The following is a 23,642-nucleotide window of genomic DNA, read 5'->3' on the forward strand; positions in this document are numbered from 1 at the left end:
CGAACTGCCCTGCTCAAGGAATGGCTTATGCGTCGCGCTCCCAACTTATCCTCTCTCTGGCTTGCCCTGCTGGCCGCCCCGCTGTTTACCCAACAGGCGATGGCCGCCCCCGAGGTTCACCTCTATGTGGATGGTCAGCCGGTGGCGACCCCGATCGCGCTGGGCAAGGGCACGGTGGAGCTGACCCACACGCTCGCCAAGGGGAGCCACCAGATCCGCATCAGCGACGCAGGCAACAGTTGCGGCACCAGCTTTGGCCCGAGCGAGAGCAAGCCGCTCCCCTTCGGCACCGCCCAGCCGATGGACAAATGCAGCAAGGAGCAGAGCTTTACCCTGCGGGTGATGCTGGCGGGGGAGTATCAGTTCACCTTCAACCCTGATACCCCCAGCCTCAAGGTGCTGCGGGCGACCAAGAAGAGCGAGTTCAAGCGCCAACCGCCAGAGGAGCCCTGCATCAGCTGGGATGGCGGCCCGGTCACGGTATCCCTGCAAGGGGTTTGGCCCGACGGCACCCGGTTGCGGGATGCCTACTCAAAACAAGAGGCGGTGGTCAAACAGGGCAAGCTGACCCTGACCCCGAGCAAAGAGAGTGGCGGCCTGCTGCTGCTCGAGCCAGTCAAGGCGGCCAAACCGGCCCCCTTCAGCTGGGATCAGGCGAGCGTCTATTTCCTGCTGACCGATCGTTTCCACAATGGCGACCCGGCCAATGACCACAGCTTCGGCCGCCAGAAGGATGGTCAGGACGAGGTGGCCACCTGGCACGGCGGCGACTTCAAGGGGCTGACCGAGAAGCTCGACTACATCAAGTCGCTGGGCATGAATGCCATCTGGATCACCCCCATGGTGGAGCAGGTGCACGGCTTTATCGGCGGTGGCGAGCAGGGCAACTTCCCCTTCTACGCCTACCACGGCTACTGGGCGCTCGACTTCACCAAGATTGACCCCAACTACGGCGATGAAGAGAGCCTGAAAACCCTGGTGGACGAGGCGCACAAGCGCGGCATGCGGATCATCCTCGATGTGGTGATGAACCACGCCGGTTACGCCACCCTCGCCGATCTGCAGGATCTGGGGCTCACCGAGCTGACCCAAAACAGCGGCAAACTGCCAACCCTCTGGAACCAGTGGCGCCCGAGCGGCGGCCTTAACTGGCATGGCTACAACCAGTTCATCGACTATCAATCACCAGCGTGGAACCAGTGGTGGAGCGGTGACTGGGTGCGCGCCGGTCTGCCCGGCTACCCGCAGCCCGGCACCGACGATGTGACCGGTTCGGTGGCGGGGCTGCCGGACTTCCTCACCGAATCAACCAAACAGGTAGGGCTGCCGCCGCTACTGGCCGCGAAAAAAGACACCCGCGCCAAGGCGCTGCCCGACGCCACCGTGAGTGACTATCTCATTGCCTGGCACACCGACTGGGTGCGCCGCTTTGGCATCGACGGTTTTCGGGCCGACACCGTCAAGCATCTGGAGCCCGAGGTGTGGGCCAAGCTCAAACAGGCGGGCACTACCGCGCTCAAGGAGTGGAAGGCCGCCAACCCGGACAAGGCGCTCGACGCTCTGCCCTTCTACATGGTAGGCGAGGTGTGGGATCACGGGGTCGCCAAGGATTTCTGGTATCAGAACGGTTTCGATTCGCTGATCAACTTCGACTATCAGCGCGAATTCGCCCTGCCCCAGGCCCAGTGTATGGCGGGAGCCGAGCCAACCTATGCCAGCTACGCCAGCCGCATCAATCAGGATCCCGAGTTCAACGTGCTGAGCTATATCAGCTCCCACGACACCAAGCTGTTCTTTGGCGACTATCAGGATGTGCCGCTGCAGCGGCGGGTCGCCAACAGCTTTATGCTGCTGCCGGGCGGCATCCAGCTCTACTACGGCGATGAGTCCGGCCGTGGGCTGGCCAAGGATGGCGGGGTGTTCGATCAAAGCGTGCGCTCGGACATGAACTGGCAGGAGCTGGCCAGCGGCGAGCGGGCCGAACTGGTCAAGCACTGGCAGCAATTGGGTCAGTTCCGCGCCGCCCATCCGGCCATTGCGGCAGGCAGCCATCAGAAACTCTCGGATGCTCCCTACGCCTTCGTGCGGGAGCAGGGGGATGACAAGGTGGTCGTGGTCTTTGCCGGTCGGCAGCAGTAACCCTTAAGCCACCTTCAACAGCAACAGAGAGGGGAGCCACTGGCTCCCCTCTCTCGTTGTTCCGCCCGCACCAGTTTATTGGGACTGACGCGCCGCCACCGGCCACTGCAAGCGCGCCTTGAGCAGGGTCTCCTGCCACAGGGGCCAGGCCAGCAGCGCCTGCTGATAGGCTCCCGCCTGACCGGGTAACAGAATGCCGTAGCTGGCCAGCCGGTAGGCCATCACGGCATAGAAGGCATCGACAGTGCCCGCTTCGCCAAAGTAGAAGGGGCCCCGCCCTTGCGCCCAGATCTCCTGCAAACGGGCCAGCTCGCTGACTGCCTCCACCGGAGGATCGATACGGGTTGGCGCCCCAAGAAAGAAGGGGAGCAGAGAACGGATCTGCCGAAATCCGGCATGCAACTCGGCGCAGAGGCTGCGAGCCAGCGCCCGCTCGGCCAGCGACACCGGATAGAGCTGACGGTCGGGACAGAGCTCGTGAACATATTCGGCGATGGCCAGCGAGTCGTGAACCCGCGCCCCGTCGTGCTCAAGCCAGGGCACCAGACCTGCCGGTGCCAGCCGCTTGAGTCGCGCCAGCGACTTGGCATCCTCCAGATCGAACACCTGCTCCTGCCACGTCAGCCCGCTCATGGCGAGCACCAGTGCCGCCCGCATCGCCCAGGTCGAACCTGTGCCCACCGCCAATACCAAGGATCCCATCTCTTGCCTCCTGCATGAGTTGCCTGCGACCAGCCTGTCTGCCCTGATGGCAGCACATCCGATGGTCGCTTCACATTTGCACACCGGCGGGTTTGACCCCCTTGGTGAGCGATGCTAGTTTGATTTTTCAAAACAATCAGTTAGCAACAATGTGAGCCATTAACCGAAATATGGACAGCCAATTTACCATCGTCATCGCAGATGACCACCCCCTGTTTCGGGGCGCCCTCTACCAAGCGGTGCACATGGCCATCAACGACGCTCAATTGCTGGAGGCGGACTCCATCGACAGCTTGATCAGCCTGCTGGGGGAGCACCCCGAGGTTGACCTGCTGCTGCTCGATCTCAAGATGCCGGGGGCAAATGGCTTCGAGGGGCTGGCCCACCTGCGTGGCCAGTATCCCGACCTGCCCATAGTGGTGGTCTCAGCCTCGGAAGATGCGGCCATCATCCAGCAGGTGTTGCGGCTCGGGGCGCTCGGCTTCATTCCCAAATCAGTACCGATGAAGGAGCTGGTCAACGCCCTCAATACGGTGATCGGGGGGGATAATTGGGTGCCGGAAGGCATCTCGCTCCATCCCGAATCGGAAGATGGCCCCGATTTCGCCACCAAGCTGGCCAGCCTCACCCCCCAGCAGTACAAGGTACTGATCATGCTGCGCGATGGCAGCCTCAACAAGCAGATCGCCTGGGAGCTCAATGTCTCCGAGGCCACCATCAAGGCACACATCACCGCCATTTTCCGCAAAATCGGGGTCAAAAACCGCACTCAGGCGGTCATCGCCCTGCAACAGCTCGATATCAAGGAGAGCTGACACCCGCACGCGGCAACACATGCACGATAAGGTAGCCAGCTGTGCTGGCTATTTGTTGCTCGACAATTAGCACGGTCGTACTTTATGCTGCCAGCGCCAACGAGGAGAGAGTGATGAGCAAGGGGCGCCTGACCCGGGAAAACATTTTGCAGACTGCCTTTGAGCAGGCGAGCCAGCAAGGGCTGGAGAGCCTGACTATTGGCTCGCTGGCCAGCGCCTGCGAGATGTCGAAAAGCGGCCTGTTCGCCCACTTTCAATCCCGCGACAATCTGCAGATCGCCGTGCTGGAGTACGCCGCCGAGGTGTTCCGGCTGCGGGTGATCCAGCCGGTACGCCAGCAGGTGCACCAGAGCCAGCATGACAAACTGATCGCCCTGTTGCGTGCCTGGCAGGAGTGGCACCACTGCTTCGCCGGACGCTGCATGTTCCTCGACGCCTGGACCTCGGCGCAGGATGGCGAAGTACAGGATAGCCAAGTGCAGCAGGCCGCCCGTCAACTGGTGCGCTTCTGGCTCGACTATCTGGCCCGTCAGGTGGTACAGGGTCAGGCCGCAGGCGAGTGGCGACAGGAGCTGGATCCCTGGCGCGCGGTTTACCGCCTCTACGGCCTCTATCTGGCGGATCAGGTGTTCAACGCCCTCGAACTGTGTCAGGATCCGGCCCGCCACTTCTGGCCCGAGGTGGAAGATCTGCTGAGCAGCTGGCGCTGATGTTTTAGCATCCGTTCAACACGACTTTTTAAAAAACGATAAAAAAGCACGACCGTTCGAACATAAAAACCACAGGATGACCATGAGCAGCAAGATCTACTTCAACACCCGCCGCTTCAGCCCGAGCAAATGGCTGCTGGGGATCGGCACCCGGTTGCACCACAGATTCGCCCCCAGCCATGCCAAGCGCACCGCCAGCAAGTTGCTGCTCACCCCCCAGCGCAACCAGCGGGATGGTAGCGAACCTGCCGGTCTGGTGAAGCAGGCCGTCCATACCAGCGAAGGGGCAGTGATGAGCTATCGGCTCGGTCAGGGGCCACTGTGGCTGCTGATGCACGGCTGGTCCGGCAGCGCCAGCCAGTTTTATCCGCTGATGAGCCATATCGCCGCGCAGGGTTTCACCGCCATTGCCTACGATCATCCGGCCCACGGCCAGAGCGCAGGCAATACCGGCCACCTGCCCCGCTTCGTGCGCGCCTTCGACGAGCTGGCGACCAGATTGGCCAGCGACGTGGGCCCCCTGCACGGGGTCATCGCCCACAGCATGGGGGGCGCCGTCGCCCTCTCCAGCCGTCAGCCGGGTATCGATACCCTGCCGCTGCTGTTGATTTCGCCGGTGCTCGACTATGTGCCCCAGCTCTACGGCATGGTGGCGCGCTCCGGCTACTCCATCCGCTTGTTCGATGCGGTGGTCAAAGAAATTGAGCAGGAGTACCAGCACCCCTTGAGCACGGTCGATCCGCTGGGGCGGCTCGCCAGCCGCAGCGGCGCTGCGATGATAGTGCACGACGAGGAGGACAGATTTGCCCCCCATGACGACTCCCTGCGGGCCAGCCAGGATGGTCATACCCGGCTGGTGAGCACCCGGGGTCTGGGCCACGGTCGCATCCTCGCCAGCGCCCCGGTCTTCGCCGCCTTCAATCAGCTGGCACGGCCGGAAAATCCTCACCGGGCCCTTTGACAGCGGGCCATGAAAAAAACGGGCGAGCGCCCATTTTTATATTTGATACAGCGCCTTATAGTTAACTTGTCAGTGGGAACGCCCCTCTCGGGCCAACAATAAGGCGCCAGCATATGGCCAGACCCAATACAGCGTTGTTGCTCACCGGTGGCGGTGCTCGCGCCGCCTATCAGGTCGGTGCCCTCAAGGCGATTGCGGAGCTCTACCCGCGCAATCTTGGCATCCCTTTTCCCATCCTGTGTGGCACCTCGGCGGGGGCCATCAATGTCACTGCGCTGGCCTGCTACGCCTCCTGCTTTCATCTGGGAGTGCGCAAGCTGGAGTGGGTCTGGCGCCGCTTCGAGACGCACCACATCTTCGATTTTCACCCCGGTCGGCTGCTGTGGCGGCTGATGTACGAAGGGTCGGCGGGGCTGATCAATCCCCACACCAACCACGCTTTTCAGCTCTTTGATAACGCCCCGCTGCGCCGCCTGCTGGATCAGCTCATCGACTATCACCGCATCGATGACAACATCCTCTACGGCAGTCTGGAGGCGCTGGCAATCACGGCGTCGGATTACGATGACGGTCTATCCACCACCTTCTTTCAGGGGCGGGCCGACCACCATCCGTGGGAGCGAGCCAGACGGCGCGGGGTGCGCACCGTGCTTACATCGGAACATCTGCTCGCCTCCTCGGCGCTGCCCTTTGTCTTTCCGGCCACCCACATCGGCGAGAAGTTCTACGGTGACGGCTCCATCCACCAGCTAAGTCCGCTCAGCCCCGCCATCCATCTGGGGGCGGAGCGGATCCTGCTGATCACCCTCGATCCACCGGCGCACTCGGCGCCGACTCATCATCACGGCCATCTGACCAGCTCCAATATCGCCAGCCATCTGCTCGATACCGTCTTTACCGACACCCTCAATTCCGATCTGGAGCGGCTGTGGCGCATCAACCAGACCCTGGATCTTATCCCGGAGCGGGAACGCAACCGCCTGCAGCTGAAACGGGTGGAGACCTGCGTGCTGAAACCGAGTCAGGATCTTGACACCATAGCGCTGACCTATCTGCACAAGCTGCCGCTGCAGTTGCGCCGCCTGTTGCGGGTGTTGGGCGTGAAAGGGGATGAGACCAGCAGTCTGGCCAGCTTTCTGATGTTCTATCCGGGTTACTGCCAGCAGCTGATCAAGCTGGGCTATCAGGACACCCTCAGGGAGCGGGAGCGGGTCGCCGCCTTCCTCGATATCGAAGGGCAGCCAAACGAGGGGGAGTAAACGGGCGCGCGGTCGATGAGTGCGAGGGGACTCAGTGCCCCTCCAGCAGACGCTGCTCCGCCTGCTCCATCGCCACCACGGTACCAAACAGGATCAGCCGATCACCTGCAGCCAACACCAGCTCGGGTCTGGGCTCCAGACTCTGATCGCCGCGCTGGATCTCCTTGATCCGTATCTCATCAAGGGGCAGCTCTCTCACTTCATGACCTACCGCCCACGCCTGATCGTGCAGCAACAGCGGGTGGAGACGCTCAAGCAGCTGGTCTGCCTCCAGATTGCTGGCGCTCTGATCCCCCCAGTAGAAGCCGTGCAGGAAGCGATACTGGCTGCTGCGCTCCAGCTCCATCCGCCGGATCACCCGACCGATGGGGATATCGCAGTTGAGCAACAGGTGGGAGACCAGCATCAGGGCCCCCTCCTGGGATTCGGGGATCACCTCAAACGCCCCCGCCTGCTTGTACTGCTCCAGAAAACTGTCATCCCGGGTGCGCACCAGCACCTTGAGATCCCCCGCCAGTTCGCGGATCAGCGCCAGCATCGCCTCCACCCGCTTGCGATCATCGAAGGTGATGATCACCAGCCGCGCCCGCAACAGCCCGGCGGCTAGCAGAATATCGCGACGGCTGGCATCGCCGAAGGCCACTTGCTCCCCCGCCAGCTTGGCCTCGCTCACCCGCTCGGGGTCGAGGTCGAGGGCCAGAAAGGGGATCTCCTCGATCTTGAGGAAGCGGGCGCAGGTCTGCCCAGCTCGGCCAAAGCCGGCGATGATGACGTGCTGGTTCTTGCTCAGGCCAGACTGGGCCACCTCGGAGCGAGTCAGCAACGCCGGATCGGTGAGACTGCGGGCCAGCGAATGGGCCTGGGTCACCAACCAGGGGGTCATGGCGATGGAGATGATGCCGATGCCGATCAGCAGGGAGACCAGTTGCTGATCCAGCAGGCCGTGGTGGAGCGCCAACGCCAGCAGCACGAAGCCAAACTCCCCCACCTGACTCAACATGATGCCAGCGGCCATGCTGTCGCGCTTGCGCTCCCCCATCAGCCGCCCGGCCAGCAGCACCAGCAGAGATTTACACAGCACCAACAGCACCACACAGACCAGTACCTGCCACCATGCCCGCGCCACCAGCTGCCAATCCATGGCCATGCCGATGGTGATAAAGAAGAGCCCCATCAGCACGTCGCGAAACGGCTTGATGTCCACCTCCAGCTGATGACGGTAGTGGGACTCCCCCAGCATCATCCCCGCCAGAAATGCCCCCAGCGCCATCGACAAACCGAGCGAATGGGTCATGAAAGCAGCAAGCAGCGCCACCAGCAAAGCACTCAGCACAAACAGCTCGTCGGAGCGGGCCCGCGCCACCTCGTGAAACAACAGCGGCAGCAACCACTTGCCGACCGCCAGCAGGGTGAGCAAGGCAAACAACCCCTTGAGGGTGGCCCAGGCGATCTCGGCGGCCAGGGCGCTGCCCTGCACGTCCGGCTGAGCGAGGATCGGGATCATCACCAGCAGGGGTACCACCGCCAGATCCTGAAACAGCAGCACGCTCACCCCCAGCTGGGCGCGGCGGGTGTGCAGTTGTTTCTGCTCACCGAGCTGTTTGATCACCACCGCCGTGGAGGAGAGCGCCAGCGTCCCCGCCACCACCAGCGACTGCGCCAGACCCAACCCCCACCACCAGGCCAGCGCGAAAAAGAGCAGCGAGGTGAGCAGCACCTGCAAGCCACCCACCCCCAACACCAGTCGGCGCATCGCCAGCAATTTCGGGAGGGAGAACTCCAGCCCCAGCGAGAACATCAGAAAGACGATCCCGAGCTCGGCAATGGTCTGCATGATCGACTGGCCGGTGATCACCGCCAGTCCGTGAGGGCCGAGCAATACGCCGGCAATCAGGTAAGCGAGGATCACCGGCAGCCCGAGGCGCCGGAAAGTTGCCACCAGCAAGACGGCGGTAAACAGCAGGATCAGCAGGTCTGTGTACAAATTTTCCTCTCCTTTTTATCGACTTAAGTCTAGTCAGCCGATGTGGGCGGAAGGAAAGATATATTGGGCATGCCAATTGCAGGCGAAGAGTAAGAAAGTCGTTAGATACACAGGTGAAAGACCATGGAAAATACATCGTCACTTAATGGCTTTAGTCATGGCATCGAGCAGTGGGTTCGCCAGATGGAGCGGCTCACACCGCTGCCCAGCGTGGAACGCAACCAGTTGCTGGAACAGTTGTTGGGGCAGAGCGATCTTGGCGGTTTGCTGACAACTTTTGCCGATCGTGCGGCAAAAATTGTCAGGATCCATGGTCTTTACCTCGACTGTGGCCAGCCCCATGTGCTGATCCAGCACCCGCCGCTGGCCACCCTCAACCTGCACAACTATCCGTTCGAGCTGCGCGGCCAGCACAGCCAGCTGCTGGGTCAACTGCACTACGAGCTGGAGCATCCGCTGAGCGGCAGCCAGCAACGGGTACTGACGCAATATCATCAACTGCTCTGTCTGCTGCTGCCTCTCTACCTGCGGCTGGAAAAACTGGATCAACTGGTACGGCTCGATCACCTGACCGGCCTTGGCAACCGCTCCTACTTTGACGAGGCCATCGGCCGCGCCATCGAGCAACACAGCCGCGAGCCCCACGGTCTGGTGCTGGTGCTGCTGGATCTCGATCGCTTCAAGCAGATCAATGACACCTGGGGTCATCCGGTGGGAGATCTGGTGCTGAGCCGCTTCGCCCAGCTGCTCAAGGGGTGTATCCGCAGTACGGATCAAGCCTTCCGGCTCGGGGGAGATGAATTTGCCCTGCTGCTGCAACCGGCCGAACCCGAGGCGTGGCGCCCGGTCTGGCTGCGACTGCAGCATATGTTGATGACCAACAAGGAGCTCAGCACCTTCTCGGTCGGCTGCAGCCTTGGCGCCACCAGCTGGCAATCGGGTATCAGTGTGCAAAGTCTCTACGAAGCGGCAGACAGCCACCTCTACGCTCGCAAAAAAGCCGGCAAGGCCAGCCATAACGAATAATCCCGAACTCTTCTTTGCTCCGGCACATGTGCATCATGTGACCGGAGCTTCTTTTTTTGGGCCCCCGCTCACACCGATCACCTCAGGCAAGATCCTGCTCGGGCAAAACCGGGGCTGCACCGCGCTCCTGCCAGTGGCACACCAGCCCGGCCCCCTGCGCCATAAAGCCGTCGCAGACAAAGAGCCCCACCACCGCCGCCACCTGCTCGCCATAGTAGAGAATGGGGATGCGCCCCCGCTGCCACGAGGGAACCCCATACTCCTGCAGCAGCTTCTTCATCCGCCGACTGCCGCCCCGCCCCACCGGTTTAAGGGGGATCCCGGGCGCCACCTGAAAACGCACCGAGAGCGGCTCATCCGCTTGGGGGGTACGCAGCAGCCCCTCGCCGCACTCCGCCATGCGCACCACCAGCTCGCCCAGCCCGTCCGGCAGGGTCAGCGGCTCGCCCACTGTCAGCGGCAACTGCTGATGGCAGGGTTGCAGGTCCGGGCTCACCAGATAGAGCCGCTGCTGAAAACGGCGGCAACTCTGACGACCCCAGTTGAGCTGAGGATTGGCATCACCCCGCGCCAGCACCACCTCTTGCCATATCAAATTGAGTTGCTCGCGGGACGGCATCTCCCCCCCCTGACGGCGGATCCAGTAGCGCAGCAGGTTGTTGCGCTGGGTAGGAGAAAGGTCGTGCAGCGGGCCGATATGGAGCGCCTCCCCCTCGCCCGCCAGCTGCCAGTCGCTCTCGGCCAGCTCCTCCAGCAGCGCCTCCTGCTCGGCGCACAAGGCCATGCTGCGCGCCGCGGTCTGAGCCATGGCGGGCCAGCGCGCCTTGAGCTGGGGGATAAGCGTCTGGCGCAGAAAGTTGCGGTCATAGCTCACGTCCTGATTACTCTCATCCTCCACCCAGCCAAAGGGAAGAGTGGCCGCCGCCTCAGCCAGCTCGGCGCGACTGACATCAAGCAGCGGGCGCAACAACAGGCCAACGGCAAAGGGCTGGCTTGGCAGGATCCCCGCCAGACCACGCAGACCGGCACCGCGCTTGAGGGCCAGCAGCAGGGTCTCCAGCTGATCGTCCTGATGGTGGGCGGTGAGCAGCCACTCCCCCTCCCTCATCCGGGCCGTCAGCCGCTGGTAACGGGCGCGGCGGGCCTGCGCCTCCAGACTCTCGCCATTGCCACGGGCCAGGGTCACCCGCTCGACCAGCAGCGCCACCGCCAATTGCTGACAGACGGCTTCACAGTGAGCGACCCACTCATCGGCATGGGGGCTGAGGCCGTGGTGCACATGCAGGGCGCGCAGCACAAGGCCGTGCTCGCGGGCATACTGCGCCGCCAGCACCAACAGCAGGGTGGAGTCGAGGCCACCACTGAAGGCCACCAGCAAACCGGCGGAACCTTCCGGCGCTGGCATAGTCAGACTAAAGCGAGAATAAAGATGAGAAATCATAGGCTTCCCCAAAACAGACCGGCCGAATCTTAGCAGAGTCAGGCTTATCAAGCTGCACCCCTGCTGCTAGAGTGAGGCTCGCTCCCCCTCAGCACCAAGCAAGCTGGCCGCCAAGCCAACGAACCGACGGACAAAGCGTTCGAACCGCATGTCGGAACAATGAGGATGGGCTGGGAAGCAAACAACCCGAATTGGAATCAAACAGCATGAACAATAACAAAAGCTTACTGGCCGGTCTGATTGGACTGGCCCTGCTGGCTGGCTGCAGTCAGGCACCGCAAGAATCCCCCAAACACTCCGGGCTGGCGCTGGCCAATATGGACACTCAGGTCAAACCCGGCGATGACTTCTTCCGCTACGTCAATGGCAAGTGGCTCGCCACCGCCAAGATCCCCGACGATCGCCCCGCCGATGGCGCTTTCTACATGCTGCGGGACAAATCCCTCGCCGATGTGCGGGTGCTGGTCGAGGGGCTGGCCAAGCAGGAGGCTGCCACCAGCGGTACGCCGACCCAGCAGATCCGCGATCTCTATGCCAGCTATCTGGATCAGGCAGGCCGTGACGCCAAGGGGCTCACCCCGCTGGCTCCAGCGTTGGCCGATATCGACCGGATCAGTGATCAGGCCGCACTGGCCCGCGCCTTTGCCCAATCAGGCCGCATGGGCGGCGGCGCGCCGTTCGGCATCTGGATCGACGCCGATGCCAAGTCCCCCGACCGCTATGCGGTCTACCTCTACCAGGGGGGATTGGGGCTGCCGGATCGGGACTACTACCTCAAGCAGGATCCCGACAGTCAGGCAATGCGCCAGAAGTACCAGCAGCATATCGCTGCCATGCTGAGCCGCCTCGGGGAGTCTGATCCGAGCGGCAAGGCCAAGCGCATTCTGGCACTCGAAACCCGGCTCGCCACCATCCAGTGGGACAACGTGGCCCTGCGGGATCGGGAGAAGAACTATAACAAACGCCCCGCCAGCGAACTGGCACGGCTCGCCCCTCATCTCGACTGGCAGGCCTACCTGAACGCCGCGGGCATTGCTGCCCAGCCGGAGCTCATCATCGGTCAGCCAACCTATCTGAGCGCGCTGGATCAGCTGATGGCCCAAACCCCCATCGCCGACTGGCAGGCCTACCTCAAGTGGCAACTGCTGACCGACTACGCCCCCTATCTCGACAGCGAAACCGACCGGGCCAACTTCGCCTTCTACGGCACTACATTGAGCGGCACGCCCAAGCAGCGCGCCAGCTGGGAGCGGGCGCTCGGGGTGCTGAACGATCATCTGGGTGAAGCGGTCGGCCAGCTCTATGTGGCCCGCTACTTCCCGCCTGCGGCCAAGGAGCGGATGGAGCAGCTGGTGAAGAACCTGCGCACCGCCTACGGCCAGAGCATCAAGGAGCTCGACTGGATGTCGCCGGAGACCAAGGCGCAGGCCCTCGAGAAGCTGGCCAAGTTCCGCCCCAAGATTGGCTACCCCGACAAGTGGCAGGATTACAGCGCCATCGCCATCAAACCGGATGATCTGGTGGGCAACCTGCAACGCTCGCAAGCCTTTGAATACGCAGACAGTCTGGCGCGCCTCAGCAAGCCGGTCGATCGGGACGAGTGGCACATGTCGCCGCAAACGGTGAACGCCTACTACAACCCGAGCAACAACGAGATCGTCTTCCCGGCGGCCATTTTGCAGCCCCCCTTCTTCGACATGACGGCGGATGATGCGGTCAACTACGGTGCCATCGGCGGGGTCATTGGCCACGAGATGGGCCACGGTTTTGATGATCAGGGGGCCAAATCCGACGGTGACGGCATGATGCGCGACTGGTGGACGCCGCAGGATCTCAAGGAGTTCCGCTTCCGCACCAGCCGTCTGGTGGCCCAGTACAACCGCTTCGAGCCCATCAACGGCCAGTTCGTCAACGGCCAGTTCACTCTGGGGGAGAACATCGGCGATCTGGGCGGCCTCACTATCGCCCACAAGGCCTACGAGCTGTCTCTGGATGGCAAGGAGGCGCCGGTGCTGGATGGCTTTACCGGCGAACAGCGCTTCTTCCTCGGCTGGGCACAGGTGTGGAAGGGGATGTATCGTCCCGAGCTGATGCAGATGATGCTGCGCTCCGACCCCCACTCGCCACCTGAGTACCGGGTCAACGGCGTGGTGCCGAACATTCCCGCCTTCTACGAGGCATTCAACATCCAGCCCGGGGAAAAGCTCTATCTGCCGCCCCAGAAGCGGGTGAAGATCTGGTAACAGCATCACGGCGGGTTCCCGTGGGAGCCCGCGCTCAACAGACAGCAAGAGGTTGCAAGATGAACAGAGCATTGATGATCGCAGGACTGCTGGCCCTGCCGCTGGCGGCGCAAGCACAAACACAAGCCGAAGAGGGATTTAGCAAGCAACTGACCCTCCCCTCCGGGCAGGTGATCCGGGTGGCGCAGGGGGTCGGTGAACCCGCCTCCATCGGCAGCTATGACGTGCGACTCTATTCGGGTCAGAACGCCGAGTTTCCACTGGATGAGTTTCAGGATGGCAAGGTGATGACTCGTAACGGCTTTATCCGGGAGCTGAAGCTGGTCGATTTGAATGGCGACAAGCAGCCCGAGCTGGTGGTCATCATCGAGAGCGCCGGCAGCGGCAGCTATCAGGATGCCGATGCCTACACCATCAGCCCGCAGGGGGAGCTGGAGATCTTCAATCAGGTCAAGGAGCTGGAGCCCAAAGAGGATGTGATCAAGGCGCTCAGGAGCCCGCAGGACTGAGCCATCTCCCGAGATCTGAAATGTAAAAAGCCCTGATGATCAGGGCTTTGTTGTTTTTACTGTTGGCCAAAGCCAGTCAGAGTCTGGTCGCCCGGATGGAGACCTGCGGCAGCGCCATCTCGTGCTGGGCCGCTACCAGTTGCAGCTCGTAGGCCCCCGCCAGCCAGGTCTGGGCCAGCACCGCATCGACGCTGGCATTGGTGCGCTCGAACGCCGCCAGCGGGGTGCAACCGGCCAGCAGATTGGCCAGCAGGGTGGCGCTCAGCAGATCTCCCACTCCGATGGGATGGCGGGCAAAAGGGTAGAGCGGGCGGGAGAGGTGAAAGGTCCCCTCCTCGCACACCAGCAGCATCTCGAAGCGGTCCATGGCAAAGCCAGCCTTGCCCAGATGTTTCACCATCACCAGCTTGACCCCTTGTGCCCGCAACTGCTGGCACGCCTCGATAGCCTCCGGCACATTGCGGATATCGCGGCCGGTGAGCCGTTCCAGCTCCAGCAGATTGGGGGCCAGCATATCGGCGCAGGCCAGTGCCCGGTGTTTCAGAAAATCGGCGACGCCGGGTGCCACTATGCACCCCTTGTCGGGATGACCCATCACGGGGTCACAAAAATAGAGGGCGGCCGGATTGAGCGCCTTGAGCCGGGCCACCGCAGCCAGGATCTCCTCCCCCTGTTCGGCCGAGCCGAGGTAGCCGCTCAAGAGCGCATCGCACTGGGCCAGCACGCCGATCTCCGCCAGGCCGTTCACCAGCTGGCGGATATGACCGCCGGGCATCACCATCCCCTGCCAGCCTTCGCGGTATTGGGTGTGGTTGGAGAACTGCACCGTGTTCATCGGCCACACCTCGATCCCGAGGCGACGCATGGGAAAAACGGCGGCGCTGTTGCCGGCACAGCCAAAGACTACGTGGGATTGAATGGAGAGCACTCGCTTCATGGTTGGCGACTCACGCAATAAGAACAGGAATTTTGGAGGGAAAAACGGGCCTTGCGGCCCGTTATTGTGACTTTCGATGGTTGTCACTGTCGATTAACGCAGCACCTTGACGGTGTAGCTGCCATCGGCCTGACGATAGAGGCCGTGGATGTCGGTCTCGAAGCCCGGATAGTGAGCACCGATCTCGCACAGCATCTCGAGGAACTCGAGCACCGGCAGGGAGTCGGCAGTCACCATCTCGCCCGGCAGTACCAAGGGTACTCCCGGCGGATACGGCAGTATCATGTTGGCGCTGATGCGGTCAACCATGTCACGCAACGGCACCTCTTCCAGATTGCCCGCCAGCTCCTGCTGCCATGCAGCGTGCGGCGTCATCTTCATCTCCGGCAACACGTCGAACGCCTTGAACATCAGCTCCGGCAGACGGTATTTGCAGGTCAGATCGTGGATGCTCTGGGCCAGCGCCTGAATGCGCATCCCTTCGTAGAAGCTCGGGTCTTCACGATAGAGGCTCGGCAAGATGTTCTTGATGGTCAGGTTCAGATCATAACCACGCTTGAACTCGGTCAGGGCACGCAGCAGCTGCATAGCCTTGGACTGATCGATACCGATAGAGAACAGGAACAGCATGTTGTAAGGGCCGGTCTTCTCGACCACTATGCCGCGCTCGTCGAGGAACTTGGAGACCAGTGACGCAGGGATGCCCTTCTCCAGCAGCTGGCCATCACGACCCATACCCGGAGTCAGCAGGGTGACCTTGATGGGGTCGAGGTACATGTGGTCATCGTCGATGCCGTTGAAACCGTGCCAATCATCTTTCGGATCCAGCTTCCAGCACTCGACGGTATCGATGTTGTCCGGCTGCCATACGTCGAAGAACCAGCCTTCGCTCTGATCACGCAGACGCTTGATCTCTTTGCGGAAGGAGACGGCGCGATCGATAGAGTCCTTGATCAGCCGCTTGCCGGTGTTACCCCGCATCATGGCGGCGGAGATCTCGGTAGAGGCCACTATGCCGTACTGGGGCGAGGTGGAGGTGTGCATCATAAAGGCTTCGTTGAAGGTCTCCTCTTCCACTTCACCCTTGATGTGGATCATCGAGGCCTGGGAGAAGGCCGCCAGCAGCTTGTGGGTGGACTGGGTTTCGTAGAACACCTTGCCCGGCATAGCTTCGCCACTCATGCCGCACTTGCCTTCGTAGATCGGGCTGAAGTTGGTGTAAGGCACCCAGGCACTGTCGAAGTGAATATAAGGGGTATCCAGACTCTGCTTGATGAAGCCGGTGTTGTAGAGCAGGCCATCATAGGTGGAGTTGGTGATCACCGCATAACGGGGAGCCTGGGCACCCGGGGTGGCAGCGACCTTGGCCGCTATGGTCTCGCGGCTGAATTCGCTCTGCGGGATACCGCCCAGAATGCCGTAGGCGTTGCGGGTCGGACGGAAGTAGAGCGGGGTCACATCACTCATCATCATCAGGTGAGTGAGGGACTTGTGGCAGTTGCGGTCAACCAGCACGGTACTGCCCGCCGGTGCGGAGAACATGCCGACGATCTTGTTGGCGGTGGAGGTGCCGTTGGTGACTATGTAGGAGCGATCGGCGTTGAAGGTACGGGCGATGTACTCTTCGGCTTCCTTGTGCGGACCCGAGTGGTCCAGCAGGGAGCCCAGCTCCGGCATGGAGATGGAAACGTCAGCCTTGAAGGCGTTCGGACCGTAGAAATCATAGAAGATGCTGCCGGCCGGGCTCATCTGGAAGGCGGTACCGCCCATGTGACCCGGGGTACAGAAGGTGTATTTCCCCTCTTCTACATATTTGAACAGCGCCTTGGTGAACGGCGGCAGGATGGCGTCCTGATACTCCTGAGTGGCCTGACCCATCTTGAGGGCGATGTCGTCAGCCATGCCGAGACGGTACTCGAAGAAGTGCACGTTCAGACGCAGGTCGGTCAGGTGAATATCCAGAGTGGACTGGTCGTTGGCAAAGGCGAAGATCGGCAGCTTCTCGTTGCGATCGTGGATCTCCTTGCACAGGCCGAGGGAATATTTGTCCCAGTCGAAGATGGCACCGCAGACGCGGGGGTTCTTCTCGATAAGCTTCAGCAGATCGGCCACATCGACCGGATAGACGACCTCGAAACCCTTGCGCTCGAGGGAGGCTTGCAGCTGGCGAATGGGTTCTTCTTTAAAGAAAACGCCCAGGTGGTTGAGGATGGCAATGATATTCATCGTAATGCTCCACACGTAAAGGGGCGCTCTCCATCAGGGATGGTGAGTGAAGAGCGCTCGGAAAAGGAAAACGGAATTAGTGGCTGGCTTGCTCTTTGAGCAAGGCGTCGTGCTGACGCAGACCCTGTTTTTTGGCGTAGAACATCAGGATGATGAGCGACACCACGAAGGTGGCAGTGAGGTTGGAACCCTGGGCACCCATCAGGGCCACCAGACAGAAGACACAGGCCACACCGGAGAAGATCATGGTGCCGATGCTGCGGGAGGTCATGCCCTCGAAGCGAATGAGGTTAATGCTGGAGTAGAAGTAGGGCAGCATGGTCAGCAGCACTGCATCTGTGGTCAGCACGTTGAAGAGATCGGCAGCGTGAGCGGACTGGGAGGTGAAGGCGGTCAGGCCAATCATCAGGGCAGTCATCTTCAGGGAGCCCAAGATCAGACCCTTCTTGGCCACGCCGTTCTTGTCCAGTTCGCCGTAGATTTTCGGGAAGTTGCCATCGTTGGCGGCACGCTTGCCCGCTTCGCCCACCAGCATCATCCAGGAACCGAGCGAGGTGAAACAGGCCAGGGCGGTGAAGGCAGAGACGAACGGCGCAGACCAGCTACCGAAGATGGCGGAAGAGGCCATGGCAAACGGGGCACCGGAGGCAGCCACTTCACCGGCCGGGAACATGCCGCTGATCACCTGGGTAGAGAGGATGTAGATAACACCCGCGATACCAGTACCCAGCATGGTGGCGAGCGGTACGGTGCGCTTGGGGTTCTTCACCATGCCGGACGAGACGGCGGCGGATTCAACACCGACGAAAGACCAGAGACAGATCAGCACGGCGCTGATGACCGCATGCAGGTCGCTGCCGCTGGTGGTGTTCCAGTTCTGGCTGTAGACGGTGGTATCAAAATGACCCCAACCCATCACCGCAGTACCGACCACTGGCAGCAGGATCAGCACCAGACCCAGGGTACAGAGTCGGCTCACCCAGCTACCGCCAAGCAGGTTGACGAAGGTGAAGATCCAGACGGCGGCGATAGTAGCTGCAGCGGCCGGGATTGGGCTGTTGAGAATGGGGAAGAACACCGAGAGGTAGGAGACGCCGGTAATGGCGATGGCCAGGTTACCGATCCAGTTGGCGTGGTAATAAAGCACACCGGTCTGGAAACCGAACACCGGAGAGATCTCGCCAGCGTAAGCAATGGGGCCACCCTCTTGCGGGTTCTTGGTAGCAAGGCGGGCGAAGACGAAGGCGAGGCCCATGGCACCAACCAGACAGATAGCCCAGCTGAAAATGGAGATGGAGCCTATGGTGGCCAATGCAGAAGGCAGCAGCGCGATGCCGCTTCCCATCATGTTGCCGGCCACCACACCTGTACAGGCGATAAGGCCAATCTTCTTGCTCGTATCTAGGGACATAAGATCTCCGGTTCTATAAAAGGTCGGGTCGTCACATACACATTTGGCGAAACGTGCCGCCAAGGAATGGGCACAGACTAGGCCTCTCGTCCCCGAAAAACATAAGGAGCAGCTAACGGATAAAAATATGAGCCAACTTTTTTCGCAGCCTTGTGAGATTTGCTAAAAACCATTTAAAAACAGTAAATTGACATCAACCAACGCCGCCATCTTGATAAAACTTTGATATCCGGCCACCCCGTTTTGCCCCTTGATAACCCCTTTATCTCGCCGTCTTGATATTTTTGGCCAGATAAACCCGGGATAAAGCGGCTTCCATTGTGCCCCCTCCCCTTGGAACCATCCGAACGCCCTGCGGGCCATTGCCCTGAGTGGCCGCTCACCTCCTGTTTGACCCTCCGCTCGTCTCATCGCAATTCAGACTCAGAGGTAAAACTCAGTGGCGACAACTGGTAAGCAGTGAGCAGTGACGGACATCTTATCCCTGCGCCAACAATGGGATGGCAGAAGTGAGCTGAGTTCACGGCACAAAGCCGGGCAAGCGCGAATGCCGCAAATACCGCGATCAGGCAAATGGGGATGGAAGTGAACAGCAGGAAAAAATCGGGCAGCACCAGAGCGGCTACCCCCAGTGGTGAACAAGCAGGATTGAGACCGGCAGAAACGACACAGGCCGCCCGAAGGCAGCCTGTGGATGTGGCCGGCAACCGCGCCGACCGAGAGGAAACAAGAGCCGCAGCGTTAGAAGAGCTTCACCTTGCTCTGGCCCAGCGCATTGAACAGGGCGGGAGTGAGGGTCTCCATATTGCTGTAGAAACCGAGCTGCTGGCAGAGCAGATAGGTCTGCTCGGTCGCCTCCATCAGGAAGGCCTGACTGTAGGCATCCCCCGCCGCCTCGGGGCGACCATCCAGCTCCGCCATCTTGCCCTGCAGTATGTAGTAGAGCACCGAGCGGCCGCGGCTCGCGACCTTCTCCAGCAGATAGTCGGCCTGCTGTTGCTGGCCGTTGAGGATCGCCTGCAGGGTCAAGGCCTCCCACACCCGGGCGGGCAGCACGCCGCTGGTTTGCACCACGCGGGCGAGATGGGTGCCGATCCCCTGCAGCCGCTCGCTCTCGGATTTGCCCGCTAGGGTCGCCAGCGCCTCGCCCGCCAGATAGCGCTCCGCCAGCAGCAGCGGCTGATCCGGATGAGCAATCAGCGCCTGCTCCAGCAGATCGATGCCACGCTTGAGGGCCACCGGATCCCGGCTGTTGGTGTAGTAGTGGGCCTCCATCAGTGCCATCAACGAGGCATCGTCGGTGGGCCAGCCCATCCCCGGCTCGGCATCGGGCTGGCCGAGGGCGCGCAGCAGATCCTGACTGCTCGCCTGCAACACCCCGTGCACATTGTGGCGGCTGAGCTGGTATTGATGGCTGAACAGCACCCGGTTGGTGTTGATATTGCGGTATTCCAGATCGAGATAGGTGCCCCGAGGCTGGCGGGTGACCCGCACGCTCAGCTCCTTGCCGGGCATGATGCCCCCCATCAGATTGGTGGCGCCGTACTGCACCCGCAATGGAGTGGCCACCGCCACCTCCCCCATCAGGGCGCGGGTGATACCATCGGCGAGACGCACGTTTTCGTTGTTGTCATCCATGCCGGAGTGGAAGCGGAATACCAGCAGGTTGGGATCCAGCATGGCGTGTACCTGGGGGCTGGTGTGCTGGTAGCTGAGCATGCTGACAATGGCGATCAGCACGATGGCCACGAAGATATCGAAACTCACCATCTTCCAGCGGCTGCGGGCATCCTTGGCATGGGTGGAGATGGCGCGGGTCAGGGGCCCGGCAGGGAAAGGGGCGACATTGGGCAGTGCATCATCATAGTGATCAGCCGCAGGCGGGCTCAGATCGGAGAGAGTCGGGTGGTCGGAGCGAGCGGCATTGACCGCGGGCGCGGGCTGCTCGTCCGCCATCACCACAGAGAGCACTTGCAGCGGCCGCACTGGCGCTACCAGCTTGTAGCCGCGCTTGGGTACGGTGACGATGTAGTCGGTCGCATCGGTGCGACCATCTTTGAGGATCTTGCGCAGTTCGAAGATGGACTGGGTCACCACCTGATCGGTCACCTCGGCGCCGTCCCACACCTCGTTGATCAGGGCATCGCGGCCAAATACGGTGCCGGCATGGTGGGCCAGAAACCGCAACAGATTGACCAGTCTGGGTTCGAGGTAGACCTCGCGGTCGGGGCGACACAACATGTTGTCGTCAACGCTCAGGGTCCAGTCGTGGATCTCAAAAACCGATTCGCTCATGATACACTCGCAGCAGATGGAGACAATGCTCGATGAGAGTGACGCAAAACCCGGACTGACTGAACGGAACAGGGCGCTGCCAGCAGAGGCGCGGCAGAAAAGGGAACCGGAACAGTGAATATCGCTGTGAGTCAGTCTGGCCAGGCCATCCTGTTTACGTCTGAAGGGCATCCTTGCGGGCATTCCGACCACCGGGATCGGAAAGCAGCACTTTAAGCAAAACGAGAGCTGGATCCCACTTTTTTTGGTTATAAATCGCCGTTGAGTTGATCCGACCCCGCACTTTTCGGCAAATAGCGTGCCAACCAGTATTCATATGAACATCCCATATGCCTGAATCAAAAAAGCCCTGAACATCAGGGCTTCCTCCTTTTTCCGGCAATCGGGGATATGTCACTTCGCCACCGAAAACGCATCCTGCTGACGGGTGCGGCGCAGATGGCGCCGCCACAGCGAGAAGCCGCCGTAGCAAAGACTCAGCACCACCGCATAGAGCACCTGAGAGGCGAGCGCCACCAGCACCAGGGCACAGAGCAGCACGCTCACTCCTGCCAGCCCCTTGCCGACCCCGCCGAGCAGGCGCCAGCCCGCCGCCATGCAGAGCAGGTAGACCAGCACAAAGTTGCCGTTGGCGTAGCGGATCAGCTCGTCGAGCGGCAGTCGCAGCCAGATGATCAGGGTGATGCAGAGCAGGCAGATGGCAAGCACTAGGCTTAGCGCCCGCAGCGGTGCACCGCGGGCGGTAAGCTGAGCCAGCGAGGCGGGCAGCTTGCCTTCTCGCGCCATGCTCCAGATCAGCCGCGCAAAGCCCTGCAGATAGATGTTGATGCTGGCAAAACAGGAGAGATAGCCGAGCACCGCCACCAGCCACTTAGCGGTGGGGCCGAACAGCAGCGCCAGCAGGGAGGGGATGGCAGTGGCGTTTTTCGCCTCATCGCCGTAGAGGCCATATTTGAGCACCACCAGCGAGTGCACCCAGTAGATGAGCCCTGCCAGCAGCACTCCGCCGAGCAGGGCGATGGGGTAGTCCCGCTCCGGCCGCTTGAACTCCTCCCCCATGTGGGCGAAGGCTTCCAGCCCGACGAAACACCAGAACATCACCGCCAGCGCGGTGGCCATGGCAGGCCACTCATCCGCGCTCGGCAAGGGCCGCGCTGCATCGCGCCAGCTCACCTCCCCCTTGAACCAGATAAGCAGGGTGAGCCCCAGAATCGCCAGCGCAATCAGCAGTTGCAGGTTGCCGGAGGAGCGCGCCCCGCGCAGCCCCAGCAGAAAGACCCCGAGCAGGGTGAGCAGCTGGATGCCCCACAGGCTCCACTCCCCCATCTCGAACAGGGCGTGCCAGAAACCGGCGGCAATCATCAACGCCGCAGGCAACCCCACGGGCAGCACCGCCAGAAAGAGAAAGGCGGAGAAGCGCTCGGCGCCATTGCCAAAGGCGAGGCCAATCAGGTGCGGCGCGCCGCCCGCATGGGGATAGTGGCGGCCGAGGCGGGCGAAGGTAAAGGCGATGGGCAGCACCAGCGCAATCAGCAGCAACCAGGCCCACAGCGAGGCCCCACCCGCCAGCGAGGCGGCGGTCGCTGGCACTACGAAGATCCCGGTGCCGAGCAGTGAGGTGGCGAGCAGCCCCATCCCCTGCCAGAGCCCGAGATCCTTTTTCAACGCAGACATATTCCTTTGTCCCGATTAATAGCCAAGTGTCGGGCCATGTTAGGCCTCCCCCGCCCCTTTGTTAAGCACCAGAGCGGGGAATATGCAGCCCTTTATTCAGCGTCAGGTTCGGCTTGCAGGGACTCGGCCAGAAAATCCCCCAGCAGGGTGATCTTGAGCACCTGACGGCGCGCCGCCGGATAGATGAAATAGAGGGTTTTGGCAGGGCTCTGATAGTGGCTCAGCAGCGGCAGCAGACGTCCCGCAGCGATATGGCCTTGCACCTGTTCGGCGGGCTGCAAGGTGATGCCAGCCCCCGAGAGCGCCGCCGTCAGCAAGGCTGGCCAGTGGTTGATGCGCAGGCGCGAGGCCACCCGCACCTCTTCGTTTTGACCATCTCCCCCGACAAACTGCCAGCGCTCGTGATCCCCCCAGTTGCCATGCAGACACTGGTGGCGAGCGAGATCGGCCGGATGGCGGGGCACGCCATGCCGGGCGAGGTAGTCGGGCGCCGCGCAGAGGCGGTAGTGCTGGGTCAACAGCGGACGGGCAATCAGCGCCTCATCCTGCGGGCGCAGGGTGCGGATGGCGGCATCGAACCCCTCCTCCACCAGATCGACCCAGCGGGGAGTGAGCTGCAGATCCAGCTTGGGGTAGCGGGCGAGAAAGGCGGGCAGCAGTGGCACCAGCCGGTGGTGACCAAAGCTGAGGGGTGCGGCGATGCGCAGTCGACCGGCGGGCTCGGCCAGCAGGTTCTGGGTGAGCGATTCGGTCAGCGCCAGCTCCTCCAGTACCCGCTCGCAGCGGGCCAGAAACAGCTGGCCCAGCTCGGTGAGGGTCTGCTGGCGGGTGGTCTTGTGAAACAGCTTGCCCCCGAGCCACTGCTCCAGCCCCAGCACATGCTTGCCCACCATCTGGGCGCTGATCCCCTGCTCGTTCGCCACCGCACTGTATGAACCCAGCTCCACCACCCGGGTGAAGATACGCATGCTGGTCAATCGGTCCACAACCCCTCCTTTGCCCGCTTTTCATGGCAATACGACCCACTGTCGGGCCCATGATTCACAACTACCAGTTTAGTAAGAAATGGTTTTTAGCCAATTTATTCAACTTTTAGTTACCAATACAGTGATGCCGTACCCCTCCCCACAGGATAAATCCCCATGAAAAGTACCTATCTGGCCGCGCTACTGGTCGGTCTGCTGGCCACCGGTGTCAGTCAGGCTGCCGAGAGCCGCTTTATCAATACACAACAGAATGCCCCCGTCGCCGCCCCCCTAACCGCAACCCAAGCCCAGCCCGATATCTTTGGCTATGTCCCAATTACGTGT

Annotated in this window: 17 protein-coding genes; 8 read left to right on the plus strand and 9 right to left on the minus strand. The window is 61.6% G+C overall.

Annotated elements, in window-relative coordinates; all coding sequences use genetic code 11:
• Nucleotides 1–27: 27 nt before the first annotated feature.
• Nucleotides 28–2,139 (plus strand): alpha-amylase, encoded by a 2,112-nt coding sequence (locus CF137_RS04780; protein WP_139718213.1) that lies wholly within the window; start codon nt 28–30, stop codon nt 2,137–2,139.
• Nucleotides 2,140–2,214: 75 nt separating this feature from the next.
• Here CF137_RS04780 and CF137_RS04785 read toward each other — a convergent pair whose 3' ends face one another.
• Nucleotides 2,215–2,841, minus strand: coding sequence for a glutathione S-transferase (locus tag CF137_RS04785; protein ID WP_139718214.1), 627 nt, complete (start codon nt 2,839–2,841; stop codon nt 2,215–2,217).
• Nucleotides 2,842–3,011: 170 nt separating this feature from the next.
• On the opposite strand from CF137_RS04785, the gene CF137_RS04790 reads away from it, so the two are divergent.
• The 4 genes from CF137_RS04790 to CF137_RS04805 all read left to right on the plus strand — a co-directional run bounded on the left by CF137_RS04790 (nt 3,012) and on the right by CF137_RS04805 (nt 6,586).
• Nucleotides 3,012–3,656 carry a response regulator gene (locus tag CF137_RS04790; protein ID WP_139718215.1) on the plus strand — a complete coding sequence of 215 codons (645 nt, stop codon included), beginning with the start codon at nt 3,012–3,014 and terminating at the stop codon, nt 3,654–3,656.
• Nucleotides 3,657–3,769: 113 nt separating this feature from the next.
• The gene (locus CF137_RS04795; RefSeq protein ID WP_139718216.1) at nt 3,770–4,366 is read left to right on the plus strand and encodes a TetR/AcrR family transcriptional regulator; all 597 of its coding nucleotides are present in this window, start codon (nt 3,770–3,772) and stop codon (nt 4,364–4,366) included.
• 82 nt (nt 4,367–4,448) lie between these two features.
• Entirely contained in the window at nt 4,449–5,327 is an 879-nt protein-coding gene (locus CF137_RS04800) for an alpha/beta hydrolase (protein WP_139718217.1), read from the plus strand.
• Nucleotides 5,328–5,440: 113 nt separating this feature from the next.
• Nucleotides 5,441–6,586 (plus strand): patatin-like phospholipase family protein, encoded by a 1,146-nt coding sequence (locus CF137_RS04805; RefSeq protein WP_101318215.1) that lies wholly within the window; start codon nt 5,441–5,443, stop codon nt 6,584–6,586.
• Between the two features lie 31 nt (nt 6,587–6,617).
• Here CF137_RS04805 and CF137_RS04810 read toward each other — a convergent pair whose 3' ends face one another.
• Complete coding sequence (locus CF137_RS04810) at nt 6,618–8,570, minus strand: monovalent cation:proton antiporter family protein (protein WP_162515842.1); 1,953 nt, start codon at nt 8,568–8,570, stop codon at nt 6,618–6,620.
• 123 nt (nt 8,571–8,693) lie between these two features.
• On the opposite strand from CF137_RS04810, the gene CF137_RS04815 reads away from it, so the two are divergent.
• The gene (locus CF137_RS04815; protein ID WP_101325445.1) at nt 8,694–9,596 is read left to right on the plus strand and encodes a GGDEF domain-containing protein; all 903 of its coding nucleotides are present in this window, start codon (nt 8,694–8,696) and stop codon (nt 9,594–9,596) included.
• 82 nt (nt 9,597–9,678) lie between these two features.
• Here CF137_RS04815 and tilS read toward each other — a convergent pair whose 3' ends face one another.
• On the minus strand, nt 9,679–11,037 hold the full coding sequence (gene tilS / locus CF137_RS04820) for a tRNA lysidine(34) synthetase TilS (protein WP_139718218.1): 1,359 nt from the start codon (nt 11,035–11,037) through the stop codon (nt 9,679–9,681).
• A gap of 206 nt (nt 11,038–11,243) precedes the next feature.
• Here tilS and CF137_RS04825 point away from each other — a divergent pair, with 206 nt between their 5' ends.
• Complete coding sequence (locus CF137_RS04825) at nt 11,244–13,280, plus strand: M13 family metallopeptidase (RefSeq protein WP_162515844.1); 2,037 nt, start codon at nt 11,244–11,246, stop codon at nt 13,278–13,280.
• Nucleotides 13,281–13,339: 59 nt separating this feature from the next.
• Nucleotides 13,340–13,789, plus strand: a complete 450-nt coding sequence (locus CF137_RS04830) for a PliI family lysozyme inhibitor of I-type lysozyme (RefSeq protein ID WP_139718220.1) — start codon at nt 13,340–13,342, stop codon at nt 13,787–13,789.
• A 76-nt stretch (nt 13,790–13,865) separates the two neighbouring features.
• Here the strand turns inward: CF137_RS04830 and pdxY are convergent, their stop codons facing one another.
• The 6 genes from pdxY to CF137_RS04860 form a co-directional block, all read right to left on the minus strand.
• Nucleotides 13,866–14,726 (minus strand): pyridoxal kinase PdxY, encoded by an 861-nt coding sequence (pdxY, locus tag CF137_RS04835; RefSeq protein ID WP_139718221.1) that lies wholly within the window; start codon nt 14,724–14,726, stop codon nt 13,866–13,868.
• 93 nt (nt 14,727–14,819) lie between these two features.
• The gene (locus CF137_RS04840) at nt 14,820–16,952 is read right to left on the minus strand and encodes a lysine decarboxylase CadA (RefSeq protein ID WP_139693471.1); all 2,133 of its coding nucleotides are present in this window, start codon (nt 16,950–16,952) and stop codon (nt 14,820–14,822) included.
• Between the two features lie 76 nt (nt 16,953–17,028).
• Nucleotides 17,029–18,363, minus strand: coding sequence for a cadaverine/lysine antiporter (cadB, locus tag CF137_RS04845; protein ID WP_101347734.1), 1,335 nt, complete (start codon nt 18,361–18,363; stop codon nt 17,029–17,031).
• 741 nt (nt 18,364–19,104) lie between these two features.
• Nucleotides 19,105–20,658: a lysine decarboxylation/transport transcriptional activator CadC gene (gene cadC / locus CF137_RS04850; RefSeq protein WP_139718222.1), complete on the minus strand. Its 1,554-nt coding sequence runs from the start codon at nt 20,656–20,658 to the stop codon at nt 19,105–19,107.
• Nucleotides 20,659–21,051: 393 nt separating this feature from the next.
• Nucleotides 21,052–22,332, minus strand: a complete 1,281-nt coding sequence (gene yjeH / locus CF137_RS04855) for an L-methionine/branched-chain amino acid transporter (RefSeq protein ID WP_139718223.1) — start codon at nt 22,330–22,332, stop codon at nt 21,052–21,054.
• 92 nt (nt 22,333–22,424) lie between these two features.
• Entirely contained in the window at nt 22,425–23,318 is an 894-nt protein-coding gene (locus CF137_RS04860) for a LysR family transcriptional regulator (RefSeq protein WP_139718224.1), read from the minus strand.
• Between the last annotated feature and the right edge of the window lie 324 nt (nt 23,319–23,642).

The organism is Aeromonas sobria, from assembly GCF_006243315.1.
GTDB classification, from domain to species: Bacteria; Pseudomonadota; Gammaproteobacteria; order Enterobacterales; family Aeromonadaceae; genus Aeromonas; species Aeromonas sobria_A.

Bases quoted from the DNA above. Each gene is read 5' to 3' on its own strand.
- CF137_RS04780 (WP_139718213.1), top strand. From the start codon at position 28: ATGCGTCGCGCTCCCAACTTATCCTCTCTCTGGCTTGCCCTGCTGGCC.
- CF137_RS04785 (WP_139718214.1), bottom strand. From the start codon at position 2,841: ATGGGATCCTTGGTATTGGCGGTGGGCACAGGTTCGACCTGGGCGATG.
- CF137_RS04790 (WP_139718215.1), top strand. From the start codon at position 3,012: ATGGACAGCCAATTTACCATCGTCATCGCAGATGACCACCCCCTGTTT.
- CF137_RS04795 (WP_139718216.1), top strand. From the start codon at position 3,770: ATGAGCAAGGGGCGCCTGACCCGGGAAAACATTTTGCAGACTGCCTTT.
- CF137_RS04800 (WP_139718217.1), top strand. From the start codon at position 4,449: ATGAGCAGCAAGATCTACTTCAACACCCGCCGCTTCAGCCCGAGCAAA.
- CF137_RS04805 (WP_101318215.1), top strand. From the start codon at position 5,441: ATGGCCAGACCCAATACAGCGTTGTTGCTCACCGGTGGCGGTGCTCGC.
- CF137_RS04815 (WP_101325445.1), top strand. From the start codon at position 8,694: ATGGAAAATACATCGTCACTTAATGGCTTTAGTCATGGCATCGAGCAG.
- tilS (WP_139718218.1), bottom strand. From the start codon at position 11,037: ATGATTTCTCATCTTTATTCTCGCTTTAGTCTGACTATGCCAGCGCCG.
- CF137_RS04825 (WP_162515844.1), top strand. From the start codon at position 11,244: ATGAACAATAACAAAAGCTTACTGGCCGGTCTGATTGGACTGGCCCTG.
- CF137_RS04830 (WP_139718220.1), top strand. From the start codon at position 13,340: ATGAACAGAGCATTGATGATCGCAGGACTGCTGGCCCTGCCGCTGGCG.
- pdxY (WP_139718221.1), bottom strand. From the start codon at position 14,726: ATGAAGCGAGTGCTCTCCATTCAATCCCACGTAGTCTTTGGCTGTGCC.
- CF137_RS04840 (WP_139693471.1), bottom strand. From the start codon at position 16,952: ATGAATATCATTGCCATCCTCAACCACCTGGGCGTTTTCTTTAAAGAA.
- cadB (WP_101347734.1), bottom strand. From the start codon at position 18,363: ATGTCCCTAGATACGAGCAAGAAGATTGGCCTTATCGCCTGTACAGGT.
- cadC (WP_139718222.1), bottom strand. From the start codon at position 20,658: ATGAGCGAATCGGTTTTTGAGATCCACGACTGGACCCTGAGCGTTGAC.
- yjeH (WP_139718223.1), bottom strand. From the start codon at position 22,332: ATGTCTGCGTTGAAAAAGGATCTCGGGCTCTGGCAGGGGATGGGGCTG.